Annotated in this window: 12 protein-coding genes and 1 pseudogene; 4 read left to right on the forward strand and 9 right to left on the reverse strand. The window is 54.3% G+C overall.

The features are described 5' to 3' along the window. Positions 1-11: 11 nt before the first annotated feature. The 3 genes from HJ536_RS17760 to HJ536_RS17770 all read right to left on the reverse strand — a co-directional run bounded on the left by HJ536_RS17760 (position 12) and on the right by HJ536_RS17770 (position 4103). The gene (locus tag HJ536_RS17760) at positions 12-914 is read right to left on the reverse strand and encodes a glycosyltransferase family 2 protein (protein ID WP_176854482.1); all 903 of its coding nucleotides are present in this window, start codon (positions 912-914) and stop codon (positions 12-14) included. A gap of 87 nt (positions 915-1001) precedes the next feature. Further along, positions 1002-1682: a sugar transferase gene (locus HJ536_RS17765; RefSeq protein ID WP_177158762.1), complete on the reverse strand. Its 681-nt coding sequence runs from the start codon at positions 1680-1682 to the stop codon at positions 1002-1004. 258 nt (positions 1683-1940) lie between these two features. Further along, on the reverse strand, positions 1941-4103 hold the full coding sequence (locus tag HJ536_RS17770) for a GumC family protein (RefSeq protein WP_177158763.1): 2163 nt from the start codon (positions 4101-4103) through the stop codon (positions 1941-1943). 194 nt (positions 4104-4297) lie between these two features. Between HJ536_RS17770 and HJ536_RS17775 the strand changes: the two genes are divergently transcribed. Continuing rightward, positions 4298-5752: an oligosaccharide flippase family protein gene (locus HJ536_RS17775; RefSeq protein ID WP_177158764.1), complete on the forward strand. Its 1455-nt coding sequence runs from the start codon at positions 4298-4300 to the stop codon at positions 5750-5752. 55 nt (positions 5753-5807) lie between these two features. On the opposite strand, the gene HJ536_RS17780 is transcribed toward HJ536_RS17775, so the two are convergent. Continuing rightward, positions 5808-6878, reverse strand: a complete 1071-nt coding sequence (locus HJ536_RS17780; RefSeq protein WP_177158765.1) for a glycosyltransferase family 4 protein — start codon at positions 6876-6878, stop codon at positions 5808-5810. Between the two features lie 89 nt (positions 6879-6967). Further along, entirely contained in the window at positions 6968-8413 is a 1446-nt protein-coding gene (locus tag HJ536_RS17785) for a mannose-1-phosphate guanylyltransferase/mannose-6-phosphate isomerase (protein ID WP_177158766.1), read from the reverse strand. Between the two features lie 323 nt (positions 8414-8736). Here HJ536_RS17785 and HJ536_RS17790 point away from each other — a divergent pair, with 323 nt between their 5' ends. Beyond that, positions 8737-9825, forward strand: coding sequence for a glycosyltransferase family 4 protein (locus tag HJ536_RS17790; RefSeq protein ID WP_177158767.1), 1089 nt, complete (start codon positions 8737-8739; stop codon positions 9823-9825). A gap of 677 nt (positions 9826-10502) precedes the next feature. Here the strand turns inward: HJ536_RS17790 and HJ536_RS17795 are convergent. Next, positions 10503-11169 (reverse strand): annotated as a pseudogene (locus tag HJ536_RS17795) (transposase). A 515-nt stretch (positions 11170-11684) separates the two neighbouring features. Here HJ536_RS17795 and HJ536_RS17800 point away from each other — a divergent pair. Next, a complete protein-coding gene (locus HJ536_RS17800; protein ID WP_177158768.1) occupies positions 11685-11936 on the forward strand; it encodes a hypothetical protein in 252 nt (83 codons plus the stop codon). A gap of 18 nt (positions 11937-11954) precedes the next feature. On the opposite strand, the gene HJ536_RS17805 is transcribed toward HJ536_RS17800, so the two are convergent. Further along, positions 11955-13067: a glycosyltransferase gene (locus HJ536_RS17805; protein ID WP_338082456.1), complete on the reverse strand. Its 1113-nt coding sequence runs from the start codon at positions 13065-13067 to the stop codon at positions 11955-11957. 10 nt (positions 13068-13077) lie between these two features. After that, positions 13078-14322 carry a polysaccharide biosynthesis/export family protein gene (locus HJ536_RS17810; protein ID WP_177158769.1) on the reverse strand — a complete coding sequence of 415 codons (1245 nt, stop codon included), beginning with the start codon at positions 14320-14322 and terminating at the stop codon, positions 13078-13080. Between the two features lie 405 nt (positions 14323-14727). On the opposite strand from HJ536_RS17810, the gene HJ536_RS17815 reads away from it, so the two are divergent. Further along, complete coding sequence (locus HJ536_RS17815) at positions 14728-15483, forward strand: metallophosphoesterase family protein (RefSeq protein ID WP_177158770.1); 756 nt, start codon at positions 14728-14730, stop codon at positions 15481-15483. Here HJ536_RS17815 and HJ536_RS17820 read toward each other — a convergent pair. Then, the gene (locus HJ536_RS17820; protein ID WP_177158771.1) at positions 15472-16878 is read right to left on the reverse strand and encodes an O-antigen ligase family protein; all 1407 of its coding nucleotides are present in this window, start codon (positions 16876-16878) and stop codon (positions 15472-15474) included. The two genes, HJ536_RS17815 and HJ536_RS17820, sit on opposite strands and share 12 nt — an antisense overlap. Positions 16879-16884: the final 6 nt, after the last annotated feature.

Consider the following 16884-nt stretch of genomic DNA (forward strand, 5'->3'; position numbering starts at 1 on the left):
TGTTGTGCGGGTCAGGCGCGGCGCGCGATCATTTCCAGGATATGTTCGGGCTTTTCCTTGCCCGAGAGGGCGTCGGAGATGCCGATCCAATTGCCCTTGGCGCGTGCCTTGCGGTCAATCCAGGGCTCGGGCGTGAAGATCTTGCCGTGGTTCGCCAAGAAGTTCTTGGTCATCAGATAGAGGCCATAGAGCTTGGGCATAGAGCCCTTGCGCATCAGGTACACCACGTTCGCAATCTGGCTATACCCCAGCAGATGGCCACTGGTTTCGCGGCCCAGTTTGGTGCCGCAGTGGACGCCGACAAGGCCGTCGATCTTGACCTTCTCGCCCGGCAGACGGCTCGAGAAATCTGTGTCCTCTTGCCACGCATAAAGCGGCAGGCGCGGGTCAAAGCGGTAATCATGAATGGCCGAGCAACGATAGGCCATGTTGCAGCCATAGAGCCCGATCAGATTGCGGCGCAGCGCGACACTGCCCGAGGGTTTGTCGTTGCTGGCCTCGTATTCTTCTATCATGCGGCGGGCATCAGGCACTTCGACCCCCGAGGAGTTGATCCCGTCAGCCAAAAGGCGCCCTGTGACACCCGCCGCCGAGGGAAACGCGTTCATCCCGGCCTCGATCGCCTCAAGGGCGTTACGGGCGGGCAGATAATCGTCGTCGATAAAGAAAACCGCATCACATTCGTTCTGGATGGCATCCAGACCGGTGTTGCGTTGTTTGGTCAGACCTTTGGGAGAGTAAAGCACCTGTATCGGCAGATCGTGTTCCAGCGCGCTGGCGTCCGGCAGATCTTCGGGCTTGGTGACCACCAGCAGAACATGGCTGGGACGCTTGGTCTGACGAGCGATAAAGGGCAGCACGGCCTCGATGGCTTCGGGGCGACCGACCGAGCAAATGATGACTGAAATGCGCATAGTACTGCGGGTCCATACTCATGTAGTATGCGCGAGCGAGCAAAGAGCCGCCCGCGCTGTTCCGGCTTTGAAAGGCGTGTTCGTCGATCAGACGCCGGTGCGATTGGTGATCGCGCCGATGGTGCTGAACAGGATCACGATGTCCTTGACCGGCGACACTTCGCGGCAGTAGCGCGCATCCAGAGCCACACGTTCATCATAGCTGATGTCGTTGCGGCCAGAGACCTGCCACAGACCGGTCACACCCGGACGCATCATCAGATAGGCCCACTGCTGCGCACCGTAACGGACCAGCTCTTCTTTGGTCACGGGACGGGGACCAACCAGGCTCATCTCGCCCTTCAGGACGTTCCAGATCTGGGGCAGCTCGTCGAGGCTGGACTTGCGCAGGAAGTTCCCGATGCGGGTGATGCGGGGATCGTTGCGCAGTTTGAAGTCGCGCTCCCACTCGGCGGCAGCCTCGGGGTTGCTGGCCAGATATTCGGCCAGACGGGTCTGCGAGTCGGTCACCATGCTGCGCAGTTTCCAGCATTTAAAGGGCTTGCCCTCGCGACCTACACGCGTGTGGCCGTAAAAGCCGGGCCCGCCATCCATACGGACGATCAGATAAAAGACGCCGATAATCGGTAAAAGGATCGGAAGAAGGAGAATGGCCAGAACAATGTCTGCGACCCGCTTAAGAGCACCCTCATAGCTGAGGAGATCACCAGCGCTAGAGCGCTGTGCAGGGCCACCGTTATTGCTAGCGGAAGTAGAAGTATTCGTCACAACGGCCCCCGGTAAAGAATGTCGTGTTCAATAAATTCAGGGCAACAGCGCCCAAACCCACACTCAAGTCACTTAATAATACGTTAACTAATATGTATGAGCGATATTTCGCGTACAAATTTACATATTTACGAAAAAAACTCCACCAAATTTCCACCGATTTGATTAATTAATTCGCAATCTTTCAGAAATGTTTTTGCATTTGCGGCACTGCAACAATACTTCAATGCCGCAAAACTTTGCACAAATGAATTCCGCTCAGTGATAATCGTATTTCTGCGCATATCCATCAGGATCTTCGCGAACATCGACCATCGTCAGAACCAGACCGATGTTCCGAACACCCACGTTTTGCAGGGTATCAAGACCGTATTTCACCGACTTTTCAGAGGTGAACCGCCAGCGCACCAGATACAGCACCCAGTCCACAACAGGCGCGATCTGAAGACCATCGGACACCGCCAGGATCGGCGGAGCATCGATCACCACCACGTCGTAGCGGGCCTTCAGCTCCTCGACCATTTTGCGTAACTGTTCGCCGCTCACGCTGTCTGCGATCATAGCATGCTGGTGGCTGGCACCTGTAATGTCGAACAGGGTTTGCTGACCTTTGATGATTGCCTCATCAATGGGCACTTCACCGTTAAAATAATTTGAAAGGTCCACTAGCTGCCCATCAGTGAATTCTGCCTGAAGGGAGCCCCGTCTGTTATCCAAATCCACAAGAATGGTTGACGCTCCGGCCTTGGCGTGGGCGTGGGCCAACGCAACGGCGGTAGAGGTTTTTCCTTCGTTAGGATCCGAAGACAACAGCATGTAGCAGTTCTTTTGCTTCCGCGTCGCGATGGGCAACATCACACGCAACTGCCTGATCCGCTCGTTCAGCAAGTGATAACCGCGGCTGTTCAGCAGGCTGATGATGTCCTTGGGCGATTTCACTTCGGCACTCGGCAGCACGGTCATCACCGGCAAACCGGTTGCGGACTCCAACTGGCGGACCGTTGCAAAACCACCGCGCATCATTTCCATAATCAACACTGCCACTAGCCCAATGGTCATACCGATTGCGCCGCCGAACATGGTCATCAGCTTGACCCGAGGCGCCGAGGGCACCTGAGGAATGGACGCGGGGTTGATGATTTTTGCATCAGCGCGCTGGATTTCGACCTGAGCCTGGGTCATGCCAAGACGGGTCAGCAGCTCGTCGAACCGCAGGCGGGCCGCTTCGGCTTCGCGTTCCAACTGGCGCAGGCGCAGCGAGGAACTCGCCAGAGCCGAAAGTTTGGACTGCAGATTCGCGACGTCCTTGGACAGAGCTTCCTCGCGGTTCACCAGAACCTCGATGCGCCCATCGTAACCGCGCAGGATGTTGTCGACCTCGGTCGCGATGTTGGCGTCGATCTCGCTGACCTCCTTGGCGAGGTTGCGACGATCAGGGTGGTTCGCCCCCAGCGAGGACGACAGCGCCGCATCTTTGCGCAGCAACTCCTGACGGGCCTCGCGCATCGCGGTCACATAAGGAACGTCCAGGGTCTCCGCCACAGCGATCGCACCCTGGCTGTCTTTCAGCGTGAGGGTCTGGTTAAGACGAGCCTCCTCGGTGGCGCGCTCGGAACGCGCCAGAGCCAGCTGTTGGTTCAATTCAGCCAACTGCTGCTGAAGCACCTCTTCCGATGCACCGCTCGAAAGGAGCAACTGACGTTTGAAGTCTTCGACCGTGGCCTCGGCCGCAACCACATGCTGGCGTGCCTCTTCGACCTGATCCTGCAACCAGCGGGTCGCGCTGTTTGCCATGGTCTGACGGTCGTTGAGCTGGTCATTAATGTATGCGTCCACCAGAGCGTTCGCGACCACTGCAGACAGTTCAGCATCGGTGGTCATCACGCTGACCGCGATCACATAGGATTCGCCAACGCGGTAGACGTTGATCCCTTCAGACAGCTTGTCGGCGATGAAATTGAGACGCTGGGTTTCTTTGGGGATGAGGGAATCCTCAAAGTACTCGAAGCCATCTTCACCAAACAGAGTATCAAAGCGATCCACGCCGATATTCTCGATTGCTGTGTGCAACAAAGCCATCGAGCGCAGAACCGTGACCTCACTCTCGACCAGAGGGTTATCGAGCTTGAGGTCACCAACGACCTGCTCTTGCAGGGATACGATCTGCTGGCCGCGGGCATCCAGCATCACGGTGGTATTGGCCGTGAATTGCTTGGGCTGAAACGCTGCGAACGCGAAAAAAAGTACGGCAAAACCAAGAATGCAACCGAACACGATATACTTGCGGACCCAGATTGATCTGACCATCCGCGACAGATCGGCCTTGTCATCCTCTTCGGGGCGGATGGTTTCGGCGTCATACATTTGGCGTCCAGCAACCTGAGCCGAGAAATGCGGGCTTTGGGTGCCAAAATCAGTCATAAAAAGAAATCTCCAAAAATGCACAATTGTGCACTTATCCGAACAAATAAAACATCGGCATGTCGCTAAAGAACATGGTTGCACGTCCCGTGACAAGAGCGGTATTTCTAAATTATCATGAATTCTGTCTTATAAGACACCATTCCCCAAAGACCCTCCTCATTTTCCGTAAGATTTATTATCGGAGTGATATTTTGTTGCTTAATAAAATTAAGGCCGCCTTTGCAAAAAGTGGAGGCACCGCCGCGATTTCTGTATTCGGGTTAGCGTCTCAACAAATTGCCTCTTTTGTTATCACTTTATTGGCCGCAAGCTTCCTTACCGCTGCGGACTATGGCACCTACACTATTGCAATCATCGCAGTAGAGTTTGTAATTATGTTGACCCATTGCGGATATTATCATTTTCTCGTCAATTCCGAAAAGGATGAAACGGCAGTTTTATCGACTGTCTTTTGGATCATGTTGGCAATTGGTGTGGTCGGCGGCGCTGCCATGTATTTAGGCAGCAATTGGCTTGCACACCTATTTCATGCTCCGGACCTTGCCCCTGTTTTGCGTTATTTTGGGGTGTTCCAACCATTTGTTTCGATCATCGGGTGGGCGTCAGCCGTCTTAACCCGCATGGGCCTGATGAAGCGTTTCTTTCTCATCTTGATTGCGGGCAATTTGGGCGGGCTGCTTGTCGGTTGCGTAATCCTCGTGGTGTGGCAATCGCTTTTTGCATTGGTGGCCTATCGCGGCATTCGTACGGCGTTAGAACTGGTGCTGTTTATCGCCGCCTGCCCTGCCCGCCCCACAACGCGATTCGACCGTAAGCTTGCCTATGAAGGACTGAAGTTTTCGAGCGGTCTTTACGGGTCACGACTGCTATCGTTTCTGGCCAACTTCGGGACCGACCTGATCCTTGCCTACGCCCTGTCCACGACCGAGGCTGGCCTTTACCGTTTTGCCAACCGACTGGCCACCGGGACGGTAGACATCATCGCCCAACCGCTACGCAGCTTCGCCATCAAAATGTTCGGCGCCGCGTCACGTCTGTCAGAGCCTCTGGACCCCATTTTCAAGATCATGCTTGGCGGTTCAGTGTTCCTGACAGGCGGATTTGCGATCGCGATCTCGGCCCTTGGCTCAGGCGCGGTCGAGACATTCTTCCGTCCGGAATATGCTGCATCTATCGGAACTCTTTATGCTTTTGCCCTACGGGCTGTCGCACGCACCGGCAATGACCTAATCGAGCCCGTCTTTGCCGCCCGTCGCAAAACCCAAATCACCCTGCACACCAACGTGCTGTGGACCAGCCTAATGCTGGGGACGATTGTCGTCTTTGCGCCCATGGGATTTGAGACTATCGCTTGGGCTCAGGCCGGTGTTCAGGTCCTGTCTTTCTTTGGATCGCTACTGGTATTCAAGCACTGGGGCCGTATCAATCTGCGAGTAGCAATGCCGCCATTGGTTACCGGCGTGGCCTTGCTTTGCGCTTACGGAGTGGCGGTTCTGCTGGGTATAATCCTGATTAACAGTCTCGATATTGCACAAACGCTGCGCTTCAGTCTGGCCACCGCGCTGTCGCTCGGACTTGCCGCACCGACCATCTATTTCGGCATCAAGTCCGATGTTCTGGACATGCAGATCTTCGAATCGCGTTGATAAGAAAAGGGCCGTCAGAACGTTGTCTGGCGGCCCTATCGTTTCCGATTATTGTTCAATACCAACGTTCAAGCAGTTCAAACGTTCGCTCCGCCGAAGCGTCCCACGTGTACTCAGCAGCCCGTTTTCTGCCAGCACAGCGCAGCGACTGGGTAAGGGCTCGGTCGCACTTCAACTTCAGAATTTGTTCAACCCACTCATCCGGATCATCGGGATGGGCATAAACCCCCGCATCAGCAACAACTTCGGGCAGCGATCCATTCGGCGCAACCAGCGCAACCGCACCATGAGCCATCCCTTCCAGTGCGGGCAGGCCAAAACCCTCTTCCCTTGATGGCATGCACACGGCGAGCGCGCCACGATAAAGGGCCGCCAATTCCTCATCCGTCACGAAGCCTGCAAAGTGAACATTGCTCGATACCGGATGGCCCAATTCTCGGAAATCATCAGCGGTTGCGTTGCCGAACAGAACCAAGTCCACACCGGCCAGAGCAGGCCGTGCAAAACTTTTCAGCAGAACTTCGATGTTTTTATGGGGCAACAGGCTGCTTAATCCAACGCAGTAAGGGACCCCGTACCGCAACCCAAGCCGTGTAAAAATACCGATATCCGCCTGCACCCGCCCCACCTGCCCAAGGCCGTTCGGCACGATTCCGAACATTTCAGGATGCCCTATGCCACAATCCAACAATGACATGAGGGAGTACTCTGAAATCGTTAGAATATGGTTGCCGGAATTGCCCGCCCGCCAAGACAAAAATTTTCGCCACCTGCGGGTCAAGCGCCCGTAGGATTCCGGGGTTTTCATCACATTGGCATCGTGAAGCATCGTGGTATAGCCGCGCCCAAAGATTGGCACGGTGTTAAACAAGCTCAGCACCACTCCGTCGCGACGCAACTTTGGCAACTCCAGCTGCTCCCAGAAAATTCCGGACAACCGCCCATGGGAACGAACAGGGATCCCTAACGACCACGCCTTGCTTTCCAAGGCGCGAGGGACCACCAGCTCAACACTCCAACCATTGTCTTGCCGCAAGGAGGCCTGATGTAGAGCAATGCTCAATTCTTTGGCCACGGAGTTCACTGCCGTGATCTGGCCAGACAGAAAGCGGCCGTTGATCAGCAATCTACGCAACGGGTTACTCGCAAAAATAAAAAATCAAAATCTATAAAACAAGAAGGGCCCCGCTAGCGGAGCCCCCGTTTTTGTTGGGTTTATCCCTTGGCGCCTTGGCCTCGGGAGTAGACGTCGTCGTACCGGACGATGTCATCTTCTCCGACATAGGATCCTGTCTGAACCTCGATTAGGACCATCGGGACTTTGCCCAGGTTTTCCATCCGGTGGACCGACCCGAGCGGCACGTAGATCGACTCGTTCTCGGTCACCAGTTTGACGGTGTCGTCCACGGTAACCTTCGCGGTGCCCTCGACCACGATCCAATGCTCGGAGCGGTGGAAGTGGCTCTGCAGCGACAGCGACGCGCCCGGGTGCACGTGAATCCGTTTGACCTGAAAGCGCGAGCCGACAGCCAGGCTTTCGAACCAGCCCCACGGGCGGTGGTCTTTGGGGAAGGATTCCGCCTGGATCGCGGCCTTTTTCTTCAGTGCCGAGACCGCCAGTTTGACGTCCTGCGCGCGGTCCTTGTGGGCCACGAGCACGGCATCGTTCATCGCGACGGCGACGATATCCTCGACCCCGATGCCGACCAGTTCCAGCTGCGGGGATTCCGAACGCAGGACCGAGTTCTTACAGTCAATCGCGGTGACGCGGTCGGTGACAGCCACGCCGTCATCGTCCTGATCCATCGCGCGCCAGACCGCATCCCAGCCGCCCAAGTCGGACCACAGATCGTCATAGGGGACAACCGCAAGATCCGACGCTTTTTCCATAATCGCGTAGTCGATCGACACGTCCTGAGCCTGATCCCAAGGCTCGGCCGCCAGACGCAGGAAGCCAAGGTCGGGCTTGCCGCTGTTAACCGATTGCTCAACCGGAGCGACCAGCGACGGCGCGTGCTGTTTGAACGCAGCAATGATGTCAGCAGCGCAGAACAGGAAGATACCTGCGTTCCACAGATAGCCGCCATCCTCCAGCATTTTCTGGGCATTTTCGGCGTCAGGCTTTTCAACAAAGCGATTCAGCGCGGTCACGCCGCCAGCGCCTTCGCCGTCCAGTTCCAGATAACCATAGCCGGTTTCGGCACGGTCCGGACGAATGCCGAAGAGCACAAGTTTACCTTGTTTTACTGCCTCGATCCCCTTGGCCACAGCCGCGCGGAAAGCATCCGCATCGGGCATCATATGGTCCGAAGGCGCAACCAACATGATTGCCTCGGGGTCCTGATTATGCAGGTAAATTGCAGACGCCAACACAGCCGGCGCGGTGTTGCGCGCCGAAGGTTCGATCAGCACAGCACCCGGATCAATGCCGAGGCTGGCCAGTTGTTCGGTCACAATGAAGCGGAAATCCGAGTTGGTGACGACCAGCGGTTTACCATAGCAAACGCCTTCGCCGATGCCATTGAGGCGCTGCGCGGTCTGCTGGAACAGCGTGCCACCGCCCACGAGAGGCGCGAATTGTTTAGGGTAGCTCTTGCGGGACAGGGGCCAAAGCCGCGTGCCAGAGCCGCCACACAGGATAACAGGAGTTACATTCTCCATAACATCAAAGCCTTCAATTTAACCAATTTATAGTCGAAAATTCCTGTTAGTACAGGATAAGGTTTCTAGCTGAAAAATCTACTGAATAAAAATTTACAGGGAACTTAACATCCAGGCGCTGGACAGCATTTCAATCAAAATAACGGATACGAAATATATAACTGATACCCCTACTTCTCCGTGAAATCACCGTCAGCGCCCCCAATCGGAACTACATAAAATTCCGGGACACCCACGACAACACAGTTACCATCTTCGAGCAAAGTTTGCTATGGAGGAATAAGTTGTTTCATAAATTTTCCTACGTAAAGACAGAGTTTTGCATGTCACGTTACCTATTTAACACCCGCTTTCTAATGCGCCCCCTAACAGGAGTTGACAGGGTCGCGACAGAACTCATCTCTGCAACTCTGGCTCAATGCAATCATTCACGCCTCAAGGACATTTCGGCCATTCGCCCTACTGGAGAAATTCACAACGCCCACGAGCGACCAAAGAACTTGCTTGAGCTAACCTCAGCCTCGAAATCCCGACTGAAAGGTCATCTGTGGGAACAAATTTCATTAGCAAAAGAAGACCCGAACTCTTGGCTGATCAGTTTGTGCAACATTGGTCCCGCTTTACGCAAAAAGCAGATCGTGATGATGCATGATGCGCAGGCCTTTCGTCAGCCGCTGGCGTATTCCCGTGGCTTTCGAACATTTTACCATCAAATTCAGCCACGACTAGGGAACCGCGCTCATTCGGTCCTTACCGTTTCCGCTCACTCAAAGCGTGAACTGGAGCATTTCGGTGTGGTCCCGAAAGGCAAAGCCATTGTCATCCAAAACGGTGCGGATCACGTTTTGCGGCTTATAGCGGATCCGAAAATTCTTCAGAAGAATAACCTCGAAGCATCCGGCTATTTTCTTGCGATCGGAAGCTTGGCGCCGCACAAGAATCTCAAAATGCTCATACAGGCCGCGAATGCCCGCTCTGACCAAAGCCGACCACTCGTAATTGCGGGTGGCGGCAATGCGACTGTTTTCAGCGAGAACGGGTTAGTGCCGTCAGAGAACGTGAAAATGCTCGGTCGCGTCACTGATGAAGAGTTGCGCGCATTGTATGAAAATGCCTACGCGCTCGTGTTTCCTTCGATCACCGAAGGCTTCGGCCTCCCCCCCGCAGAAGCGATGACTTTAGGCTGTCCCGTTATTGCCTCTGACGGAGGTGCCATTCCCGAAGTGGCCGAAGGTGCTTCGATCAGCATTTCCCCGTTGGATCAGGCCGCGTGGACCCAAGCAATGGATTCGCTATCGCGAAATGACTCCCTTCGAACAGAACTGGCTGAGTCAGGCAAAGTACGTGCAAAACGGTTCACATGGAACCGCGCAGCATCCCAATTTCTAGAGATTCTTGACGCACTGCCTTAATCTCGCCGTGTTTCCATGAGCCAATTTGGTGAGATGCATTTTACCTATGCCCCTAATGGGTTACTTCTTCATTAAAGTTTCAGAAACTTCCATACACATTTCGTCGATTTAGAATTGACGTTGCTTTCGCCACAGGCTCTTGACATTTATTTGGTTTCAGTCGACGCATCGGCTATTTCGAGCTTCTCAAATTCAGGAGGCGTAATCAGCATCTTGTTCTTTTCCTCTGGCGAGCAGATGTCTCATTTGGAACCGTATTTTCCCAAAAGCCACGGCAAGCCGCGGGTCTACGTTCGGCGGGTGCTGGGTGCGATTATTCTATCAATCGCAATGGCCTGAGATGATTGGATTCTCCAAGGGAGGTTGCCCACTCAAGACTCTCTACAACCGTAAGAATCGATGGAGTGATATGGGCGTGCCTGCTTGGATCATGAAAGGGCTGGCCGCTGAACATTCCGACCCGCACGGAATCCAACCTGAAAAATGTCGGTGCGGACACCTTATCCAGTGCCCGGCAGGGCATTGAACAGCAATTGACCGAGAGGGGGGGCACGAAGGGTGGCATGAACATCAAGCCACACGCGGTCAGCCATGCCTCTCGCTGCCCCACGTGATTCTTTAGTGACCGCTGGTCAGGTCCGTGAATACAGGGGCGCTATTGTCAAGATTCATATCTATTATATGAGGACAGCTGCGAAGGAGATTGCTGAAAGGAAAACCTTCGGGCATCGTTGAGAGCGGGTCGCCACCCGCCTCCAGTCATTGAGCCTGCCGAACATGATCTCGATGCGGCTTCGACGCTTGTAGCTACGCCTGTCGTGTTTGGCTGGGGTATTCCGTTGCTTTCGACCGAGAACGCAGGCGATTATACCCTTGTTTCGCAATGCGTCCCCAAACCATTCGGCGTCGCAGCATAGATCGCCGCGATGGCATTTGACGCTAGGCAGGCCATTCAACATCACCCAAGCACCGCTATAGGTGCTCTCCTATCCGACCTTGACGATCAGATCGATTGGCCGCGTCTGACTGTCGCAGACGGCGTGCAGTTTGGTGTTCACGCCACCCTTGCCCCCCCCTTCTCGGGCCATCGTGCCCTGTCGGGCACTGGATCAGACAACCACGCCCCGTTGTTTGACAGCAATGCTGGTCGCTGCTCGATGCGCCTTTAAGTATGTCGCGTCGATCATCACAGGCGTCTTCTCGCTCCGGCGTAATCCATTCCGATTGATGACAACACCCACTCAGCACTCGCCTTTTAGCGACCCGCGGTTTGCCCTGAGATTACAGTAAGAAAGGGAAAAGCTCTTCCATCTGCGCGTCGGTTAGCCGAAAAAAGTCGCTCATGTCGCCGCTCCGCTTTCTGAGCCGCGAATCACTCAGGGCATTTAAAATCAATGCACCATGAACCTAGCTGTCCAGCGATTGACAGTCTAGATAACTTTACAAACATGGCAATTTTCTCACATTTTGCATGCGAAAGAATAAATGGAAAAAAATGAATGAATTTTGCAATATTGCCGCCTATGAGAGATGATTTTGCAAAAATTGGACAGCGATATCCGCAAAATAAGTGATATCAACTTTCCTAGAAAATTCATACATATTTCACCAGTATCCATTGCAAATTCTAATTACACATCTTAGCCACAACCCTATCAATACTAGCACCTCTTCACCAGTACACATTGCAAATCGAAGACAACCTCGGAACCTCTTAGTCCCGCAAACCTATTTTACAGCTTAACAAGCCTCCTGGCCTCATAAGTAATTTTCTCACACCTAAATCACACAAATTTGACTGTTGATCCCAGATCCATTTGCCTATATTTTCGCAAAGGTATATTTGGGCAGGATGACCGGTGAACATATATCTGTTAGAGAAATGGCGAGCTGGAGTCGAAAATATCGGCCGCAAAGCTAACAAGGCTCAAATTTCCGGAAAGCCAAGCGCCATGTTCCCGGGAGTTGCGTTTTTCGCTATTCCCGTGGCTCTGATTTTTACGATGTGGCTCATCGTAAAAATGGGATTGTCGCTATGGTGGGCTTTGCCCGCGTATAGCCTGATTGGTGCGACAATCGTTATGATATTCGCCCTGCTTCCGCGCAATTAAGCGAAAGCAGGTTTCTACTCAGTACAACTTGGCGAGCGAAGCGTAGACACCCTCACGGAACGCATTTTCGTCAAAGCAACGGGCGCGGTCGACGCAAACCTGAGGATCAACGGCATCAAGACCGCTCGCCTCGAAACGCTCGACCGCGTCCATCAATGCATCGATGCTCTGCTCGCGGAAGAACACGCCTGTTTGGTTTTCAACGACCGAATCCAGAATGCCGCCGCGACCATATGCAATCACGGGGCGGCCCGAAGCCATCACTTCAACAGGCACAATGCCGAAGTCTTCTTCGCCCGGAAAGATCAGCGCCTTGCATTTGGCCATATGTTCTTTGAGCACGGCAAATGGCGCCTTTCCCAGAAACTTCGTCTTGGGACCCGCGATCTGCTGCAGCTTTTTGACCGTTTCATCAGGACCACCGATGACGACGAACGGCTTATCCATCCGCTTGAAGGCCTCAACCGCTAGATCGGGACGTTTGTACGGGGCCAACTCACCCGCCCACAAATAGAAATCCCCAAGGTCGGACTTTGGGACAGGCGCGAAATCGTCGACAGCAACCGGCGGAGCGACGACATCCGCATCGCGGCGCCAGTATTTCTGGATCCGGTTTGCAACATGGTTGGAGTTCGCAACAAAACCGTCGACTCGCGCGGCGCTGGTCACATCCCATTGGCGCAAGGAATGCGCCAACAACGGCATCGCCATCCGGGTGATTAACCCTGCCCCATTGCGGTAGACGTGATATTGGTCCCACAAATATCGCATGGGCGAGTGGCAATAACACAGGTGACGCGCATCAGGCGGCGCAATCACCCCCTTGGCAGGGCCGGCCTCCGACGAAATCACCAGATCATAACCCGTCAGATCCAACTCCTCGAGGGCGCGAGGCATCAGAGGCAAGTATTTCTGGTACATGATGCGCGCCAGCGGCAGGCGGCCAACGCGGGTTTCGATGATCTTATGCTTGGTTAATGTGGCACTCAACTTCGAGGGATCTGCCACGTGGGTATAGATGTCGGCTTGCGGGAACATCCGGCACAGCGCTTCGATAACCTTTTCGCCGCCGCGCATCCCCACAAGCCAGTAGTGAATAATCGCTACCCGACCGAACTCATTAACACTCACAACTCTGTCCTTAATTGCTTGTCGCAACCACAGGAGCGAGATCCCTGCCTTCGAGGTACACGATCAGCGTGTCACCGGGCAGCAGCTCGGTTTCTTCGTTGATTCCCTCTTTGGCAATGCGATCTGCACGGGGGCCTTGAATAACATAGTTCAACTCCACCGCATCGGACCGCAGCAGCGCACTGATGCTGCCGCTGGTCAACATCGCCAACTGCTCCAGCGCGCTTGTATAATCCAAGGTCAGGGTGTCGACTTTGACCTGGTCGTCCTTGAGCTTGTTGAGGGCTTCGGTGACACGGGTCGTGCGATAGGTGCTCTGTTGAGCCTTGGCATCTGCAACGGACTGCGTCGCCAGAATGCGCGCAGATTCCAGCTCGATCACCTTCGAACGGGCGTCCGCGTCTCGCTGTTCAGCCGCAACAAGGCGGGTGGTCGTCTGCAGACCGCGGTTCTGAAGGTCACGCGAATTTTCCAGGTCGGAAGCCGCGCTCGCTACGATTTCCTTTTGAACTTCAATACGGTCACCGAACAGGACGATCTGCTGTTCAATCGCAGCGATCTCCTCGGCCCAGACAGCCATCAGTTCAGCCTCTTGCACGGCCTCACTGCTCAGGATTTCGTTGGACTTGGTGACGATCGCGCTCATGTCCACCGCATCTTTGGCGGGGATCGCGGCCATCAGTTCGTCACTCAGGACCACCTCATCCTTGCCGTCGAGAACCGCCTGATAACGGGCCATGTCGGCAACTGCCGTGGCAATCTGCAGGTTCAGAGTCTTGAGTTTGGCCTCCAGATCGCTGCGGGTGCTTTGCAGTTCATAGCGGGAGATGCCCGCCAGTTCACTTCCCCCAGACAGCGCCAGTGCCGAAGCTACAGTCATACCTGCGGTGAAATCAAAGCGCCCGGGATGCGCAACATCACCAGCCACCATTACCGGCGCATAGAGCATCAACTGCAAGCTCACGATGGGTTCGATGAACATGCCGGACTCGATGATGTCTTTCTCGAGCTTCTTCTCTGCCTCATCCATCGTCAGACCAGCAATAGTCACGCCGCCTACGTTAACGACGCGCACCTGACCGTTGATGTCGATGGTGAGTTCAATCGGCGCGCCAAGGCCGGAATACATCAGCTGAACACTGTCTCCAGCGACCAGACGGTAAGATTCAGCGGCGGACGCGGAAACGCATGTCGCTAATGTTGCGATCGCCACTCCGGCAACTCGCAGGAATTTTGAACCGATCGAGTATCGCAAATGACACCTCTAATACACAAATAATTTCTTACAAATCTGCGCCAACATCTCGTTAAAATTGAGTTGGGAAAAATTCGCCCATGCCGTCAGCACATTCAAAATAATTTAATCCTTTAATAACGTGACCTCCGCCTCGTTTAAAGTAAAATCCCGACACTTCTTGGAAAAATGGGCAATTTGCTTAATTTGAAATCAAACACACTTTCGTTATGTATTTACGCAAAGTGAAAATATTTTTATTCCCATGTTTGCGCATTTTGATATTTCAAAATTGTATTTGCCCGTCGGAGGGATCCATTTGCATTCCTGCAGGCCAGTCAATAGGTGCGCGACACGATTGACTTCCCCCTCCGCAACGGGCTTCTATAAGACAACTGCAATTTCTTTCCCCTTCCGTGTATCTGTATGATTTCCTTGAACCGTCTCTTCGGACGCAGTCCGACCACACAGGCGACTTCGCTAAAGGCCCCAAATCTAGCCGAACCGCTATTTGTGATTGGCGATATTCATGGCTGCCTCGAACAACTAGAGTCCCTTCTTGATACGATTTGGAAAAGGGATGGCTTCGACGCGCGCATCATCACAGTTGGTGACATGATTGACCGCGGGCCACATTCGGCGCAGGTTCTGCAGAAACTCGTGGCACTCCAGCGCGTTTCGGGGGCGCGGTTAACCTGCCTCAAGGGCAACCACGAACAGATGATGCTCGATTTTCTGGCGAAACCGTCCGAGAACGGCCTCCGGTGGATTCAAAGCGGTGGGATTAACACTCTCGAGTCGTTCAACATCTCACTGCAAGGCCAGCTCACCAGTCTCGAAGATTTGGCTGATCAGTTGCGGGCCCGCATGGGGGCGGAACTTCTGAATTGGCTCCAGCGCCTTCCCACTTTCTGGAGCGAAGGAAACGTGGGCGTGGTGCACGCGGCGGCAGACCCGGCGCTTCCGCTCGATGAGCAAAGGGAAGATACCCTACTTTGGGGCCATAGCGACTTCCGAAAACAAGAACGACCGGACGGGATGTGGATCATCCACGGTCATACAATCGTTAAAGAGCCTCGCATCCGCGCGGGCCGAATTTCCGTAGATACCGGCGCCTACAAAGGACATCCGCTTAGCGCTGCCGTTATCAAGAACGGCACGATTGATTTCTTACAGACCTGATTTTTCGCGATCTTCTCGGCTGCGCACTTCGGATCTGGAATAGGCAACCGGAGTGATTTTTCGGCGATACATGGATCCCGTTGCAGGCTCCTCGGCCTCTGCCATAGGCTCATCCTCTTCATCCTGAGCGTTTAGAAACCACGCGCCAGCGCCAAACAGGAACGCGATATAGGAATAGCTGCCCGCCCATACATGCACCGTCGTCAAGGTCACGCACAAACCGCAGATGGTAAACACCCATGCCCGCCGCTGGTCTGAAACCCGAGAGCCTTCAGCCAAGGGCAAAAGCGCCACGCGGATCACCAGATAAATGACAGAACCAGCGAGGCTCAGGAACGCAGGGATGCCCCAGCGCATGGTGGTCAGCAGCCAGAAATTATCGACGCTGCCCCCCATATACGGTGGTCGCACCCAATCATTCAGTCCTATCCCCAGCCAAGGGCTGCGCCAGACGTTCACCATGCCCCACTCAAAGATATAAAGCCGCGTATAGGCCGAATGCGCCGAGAACGTCGCGTAGGTCAGAAACACGCGCATGGGCGAGCGGGTCGACACCACATCGACCACCACATAGGCCACTGCGATGAGTCCCAAAAAGATAATCCATCGGGCCTTCACGGTGCGCAAAATCCACTGCCATCCGATCAGCAGAAACTGCAAAGCGGCCGCCAGCAAGGCGCCGCTCGACAGGGACAGAAACGTCGCCAGCGTGACAAGCGCGCTCTCCCAAGCCTTGCGCGCCGGCGCGTAGTCGTTCCGCAGCCCGACCCAGACCAGCGAAATCGCAGTCGAACACACGAGCCCATACAAAATCGGATGGGGAAAAACGACCAGAACGCGATTGAGCCCCATCCGCTGGTCCATCTCGAAGGGCATGGATGCGGAGAAAAACGGCAATTTGTTGATCATTTCGGGCACAAAAGCGCGCCCCGTCAGGCTTTCGACCAATGCTGGCGCCAAACTCAGCATCACTAGCAAAGCGAAAAAGCTGCAAAAACCGGCAAAACTCTCTCGATCGCGGATTGCGGCCCGTGCGACCAGATAGCCCCCCAGAAATTCGACCGATGCCGAACCGGTCGCGGACACCAATTGTGAAGGGTTATTTGCAGCCAATGACAGGCTGACAAAACATAAATGCAATAAAAATAGAATGTCCGTTGCAATAAGCCGTCCATAATGGCCTGTCACAAGCCTGACAAAAAGCGGCACAATGACAATCAATAAATACAAACGCAGTGCGTTCATTGCCAAAGGACCCAACTGAAAATCCAATGGCAGGAACAATGCGATCAAATAGAATCGCACCAGAAGCGGCGCAGAGGCGATGCTTTTCGCCCCTCTCGCTACAGTTTGCGTTACACGGCGCACAGATTGACCGGCATCCAGACTGACCATTTGCCC

It is taken from the genome of Donghicola mangrovi (assembly GCF_013377535.1).
GTDB classification, from domain to species: Bacteria; Pseudomonadota; Alphaproteobacteria; order Rhodobacterales; family Rhodobacteraceae; genus Donghicola; species Donghicola mangrovi.

Bases quoted from the DNA above. Each gene is read 5' to 3' on its own strand.
- HJ536_RS17760 (WP_176854482.1), bottom strand. From the start codon at position 914: ATGCGCATTTCAGTCATCATTTGCTCGGTCGGTCGCCCCGAAGCCATC.
- HJ536_RS17790 (WP_177158767.1), top strand. From the start codon at position 8,737: ATGTCACGTTACCTATTTAACACCCGCTTTCTAATGCGCCCCCTAACA.
- HJ536_RS17770 (WP_177158763.1), bottom strand. From the start codon at position 4,103: ATGACTGATTTTGGCACCCAAAGCCCGCATTTCTCGGCTCAGGTTGCT.
- HJ536_RS17815 (WP_177158770.1), top strand. From the start codon at position 14,728: ATGATTTCCTTGAACCGTCTCTTCGGACGCAGTCCGACCACACAGGCG.
- HJ536_RS17820 (WP_177158771.1), bottom strand. From the start codon at position 16,878: ATGGTCAGTCTGGATGCCGGTCAATCTGTGCGCCGTGTAACGCAAACT.
- HJ536_RS17785 (WP_177158766.1), bottom strand. From the start codon at position 8,413: ATGGAGAATGTAACTCCTGTTATCCTGTGTGGCGGCTCTGGCACGCGG.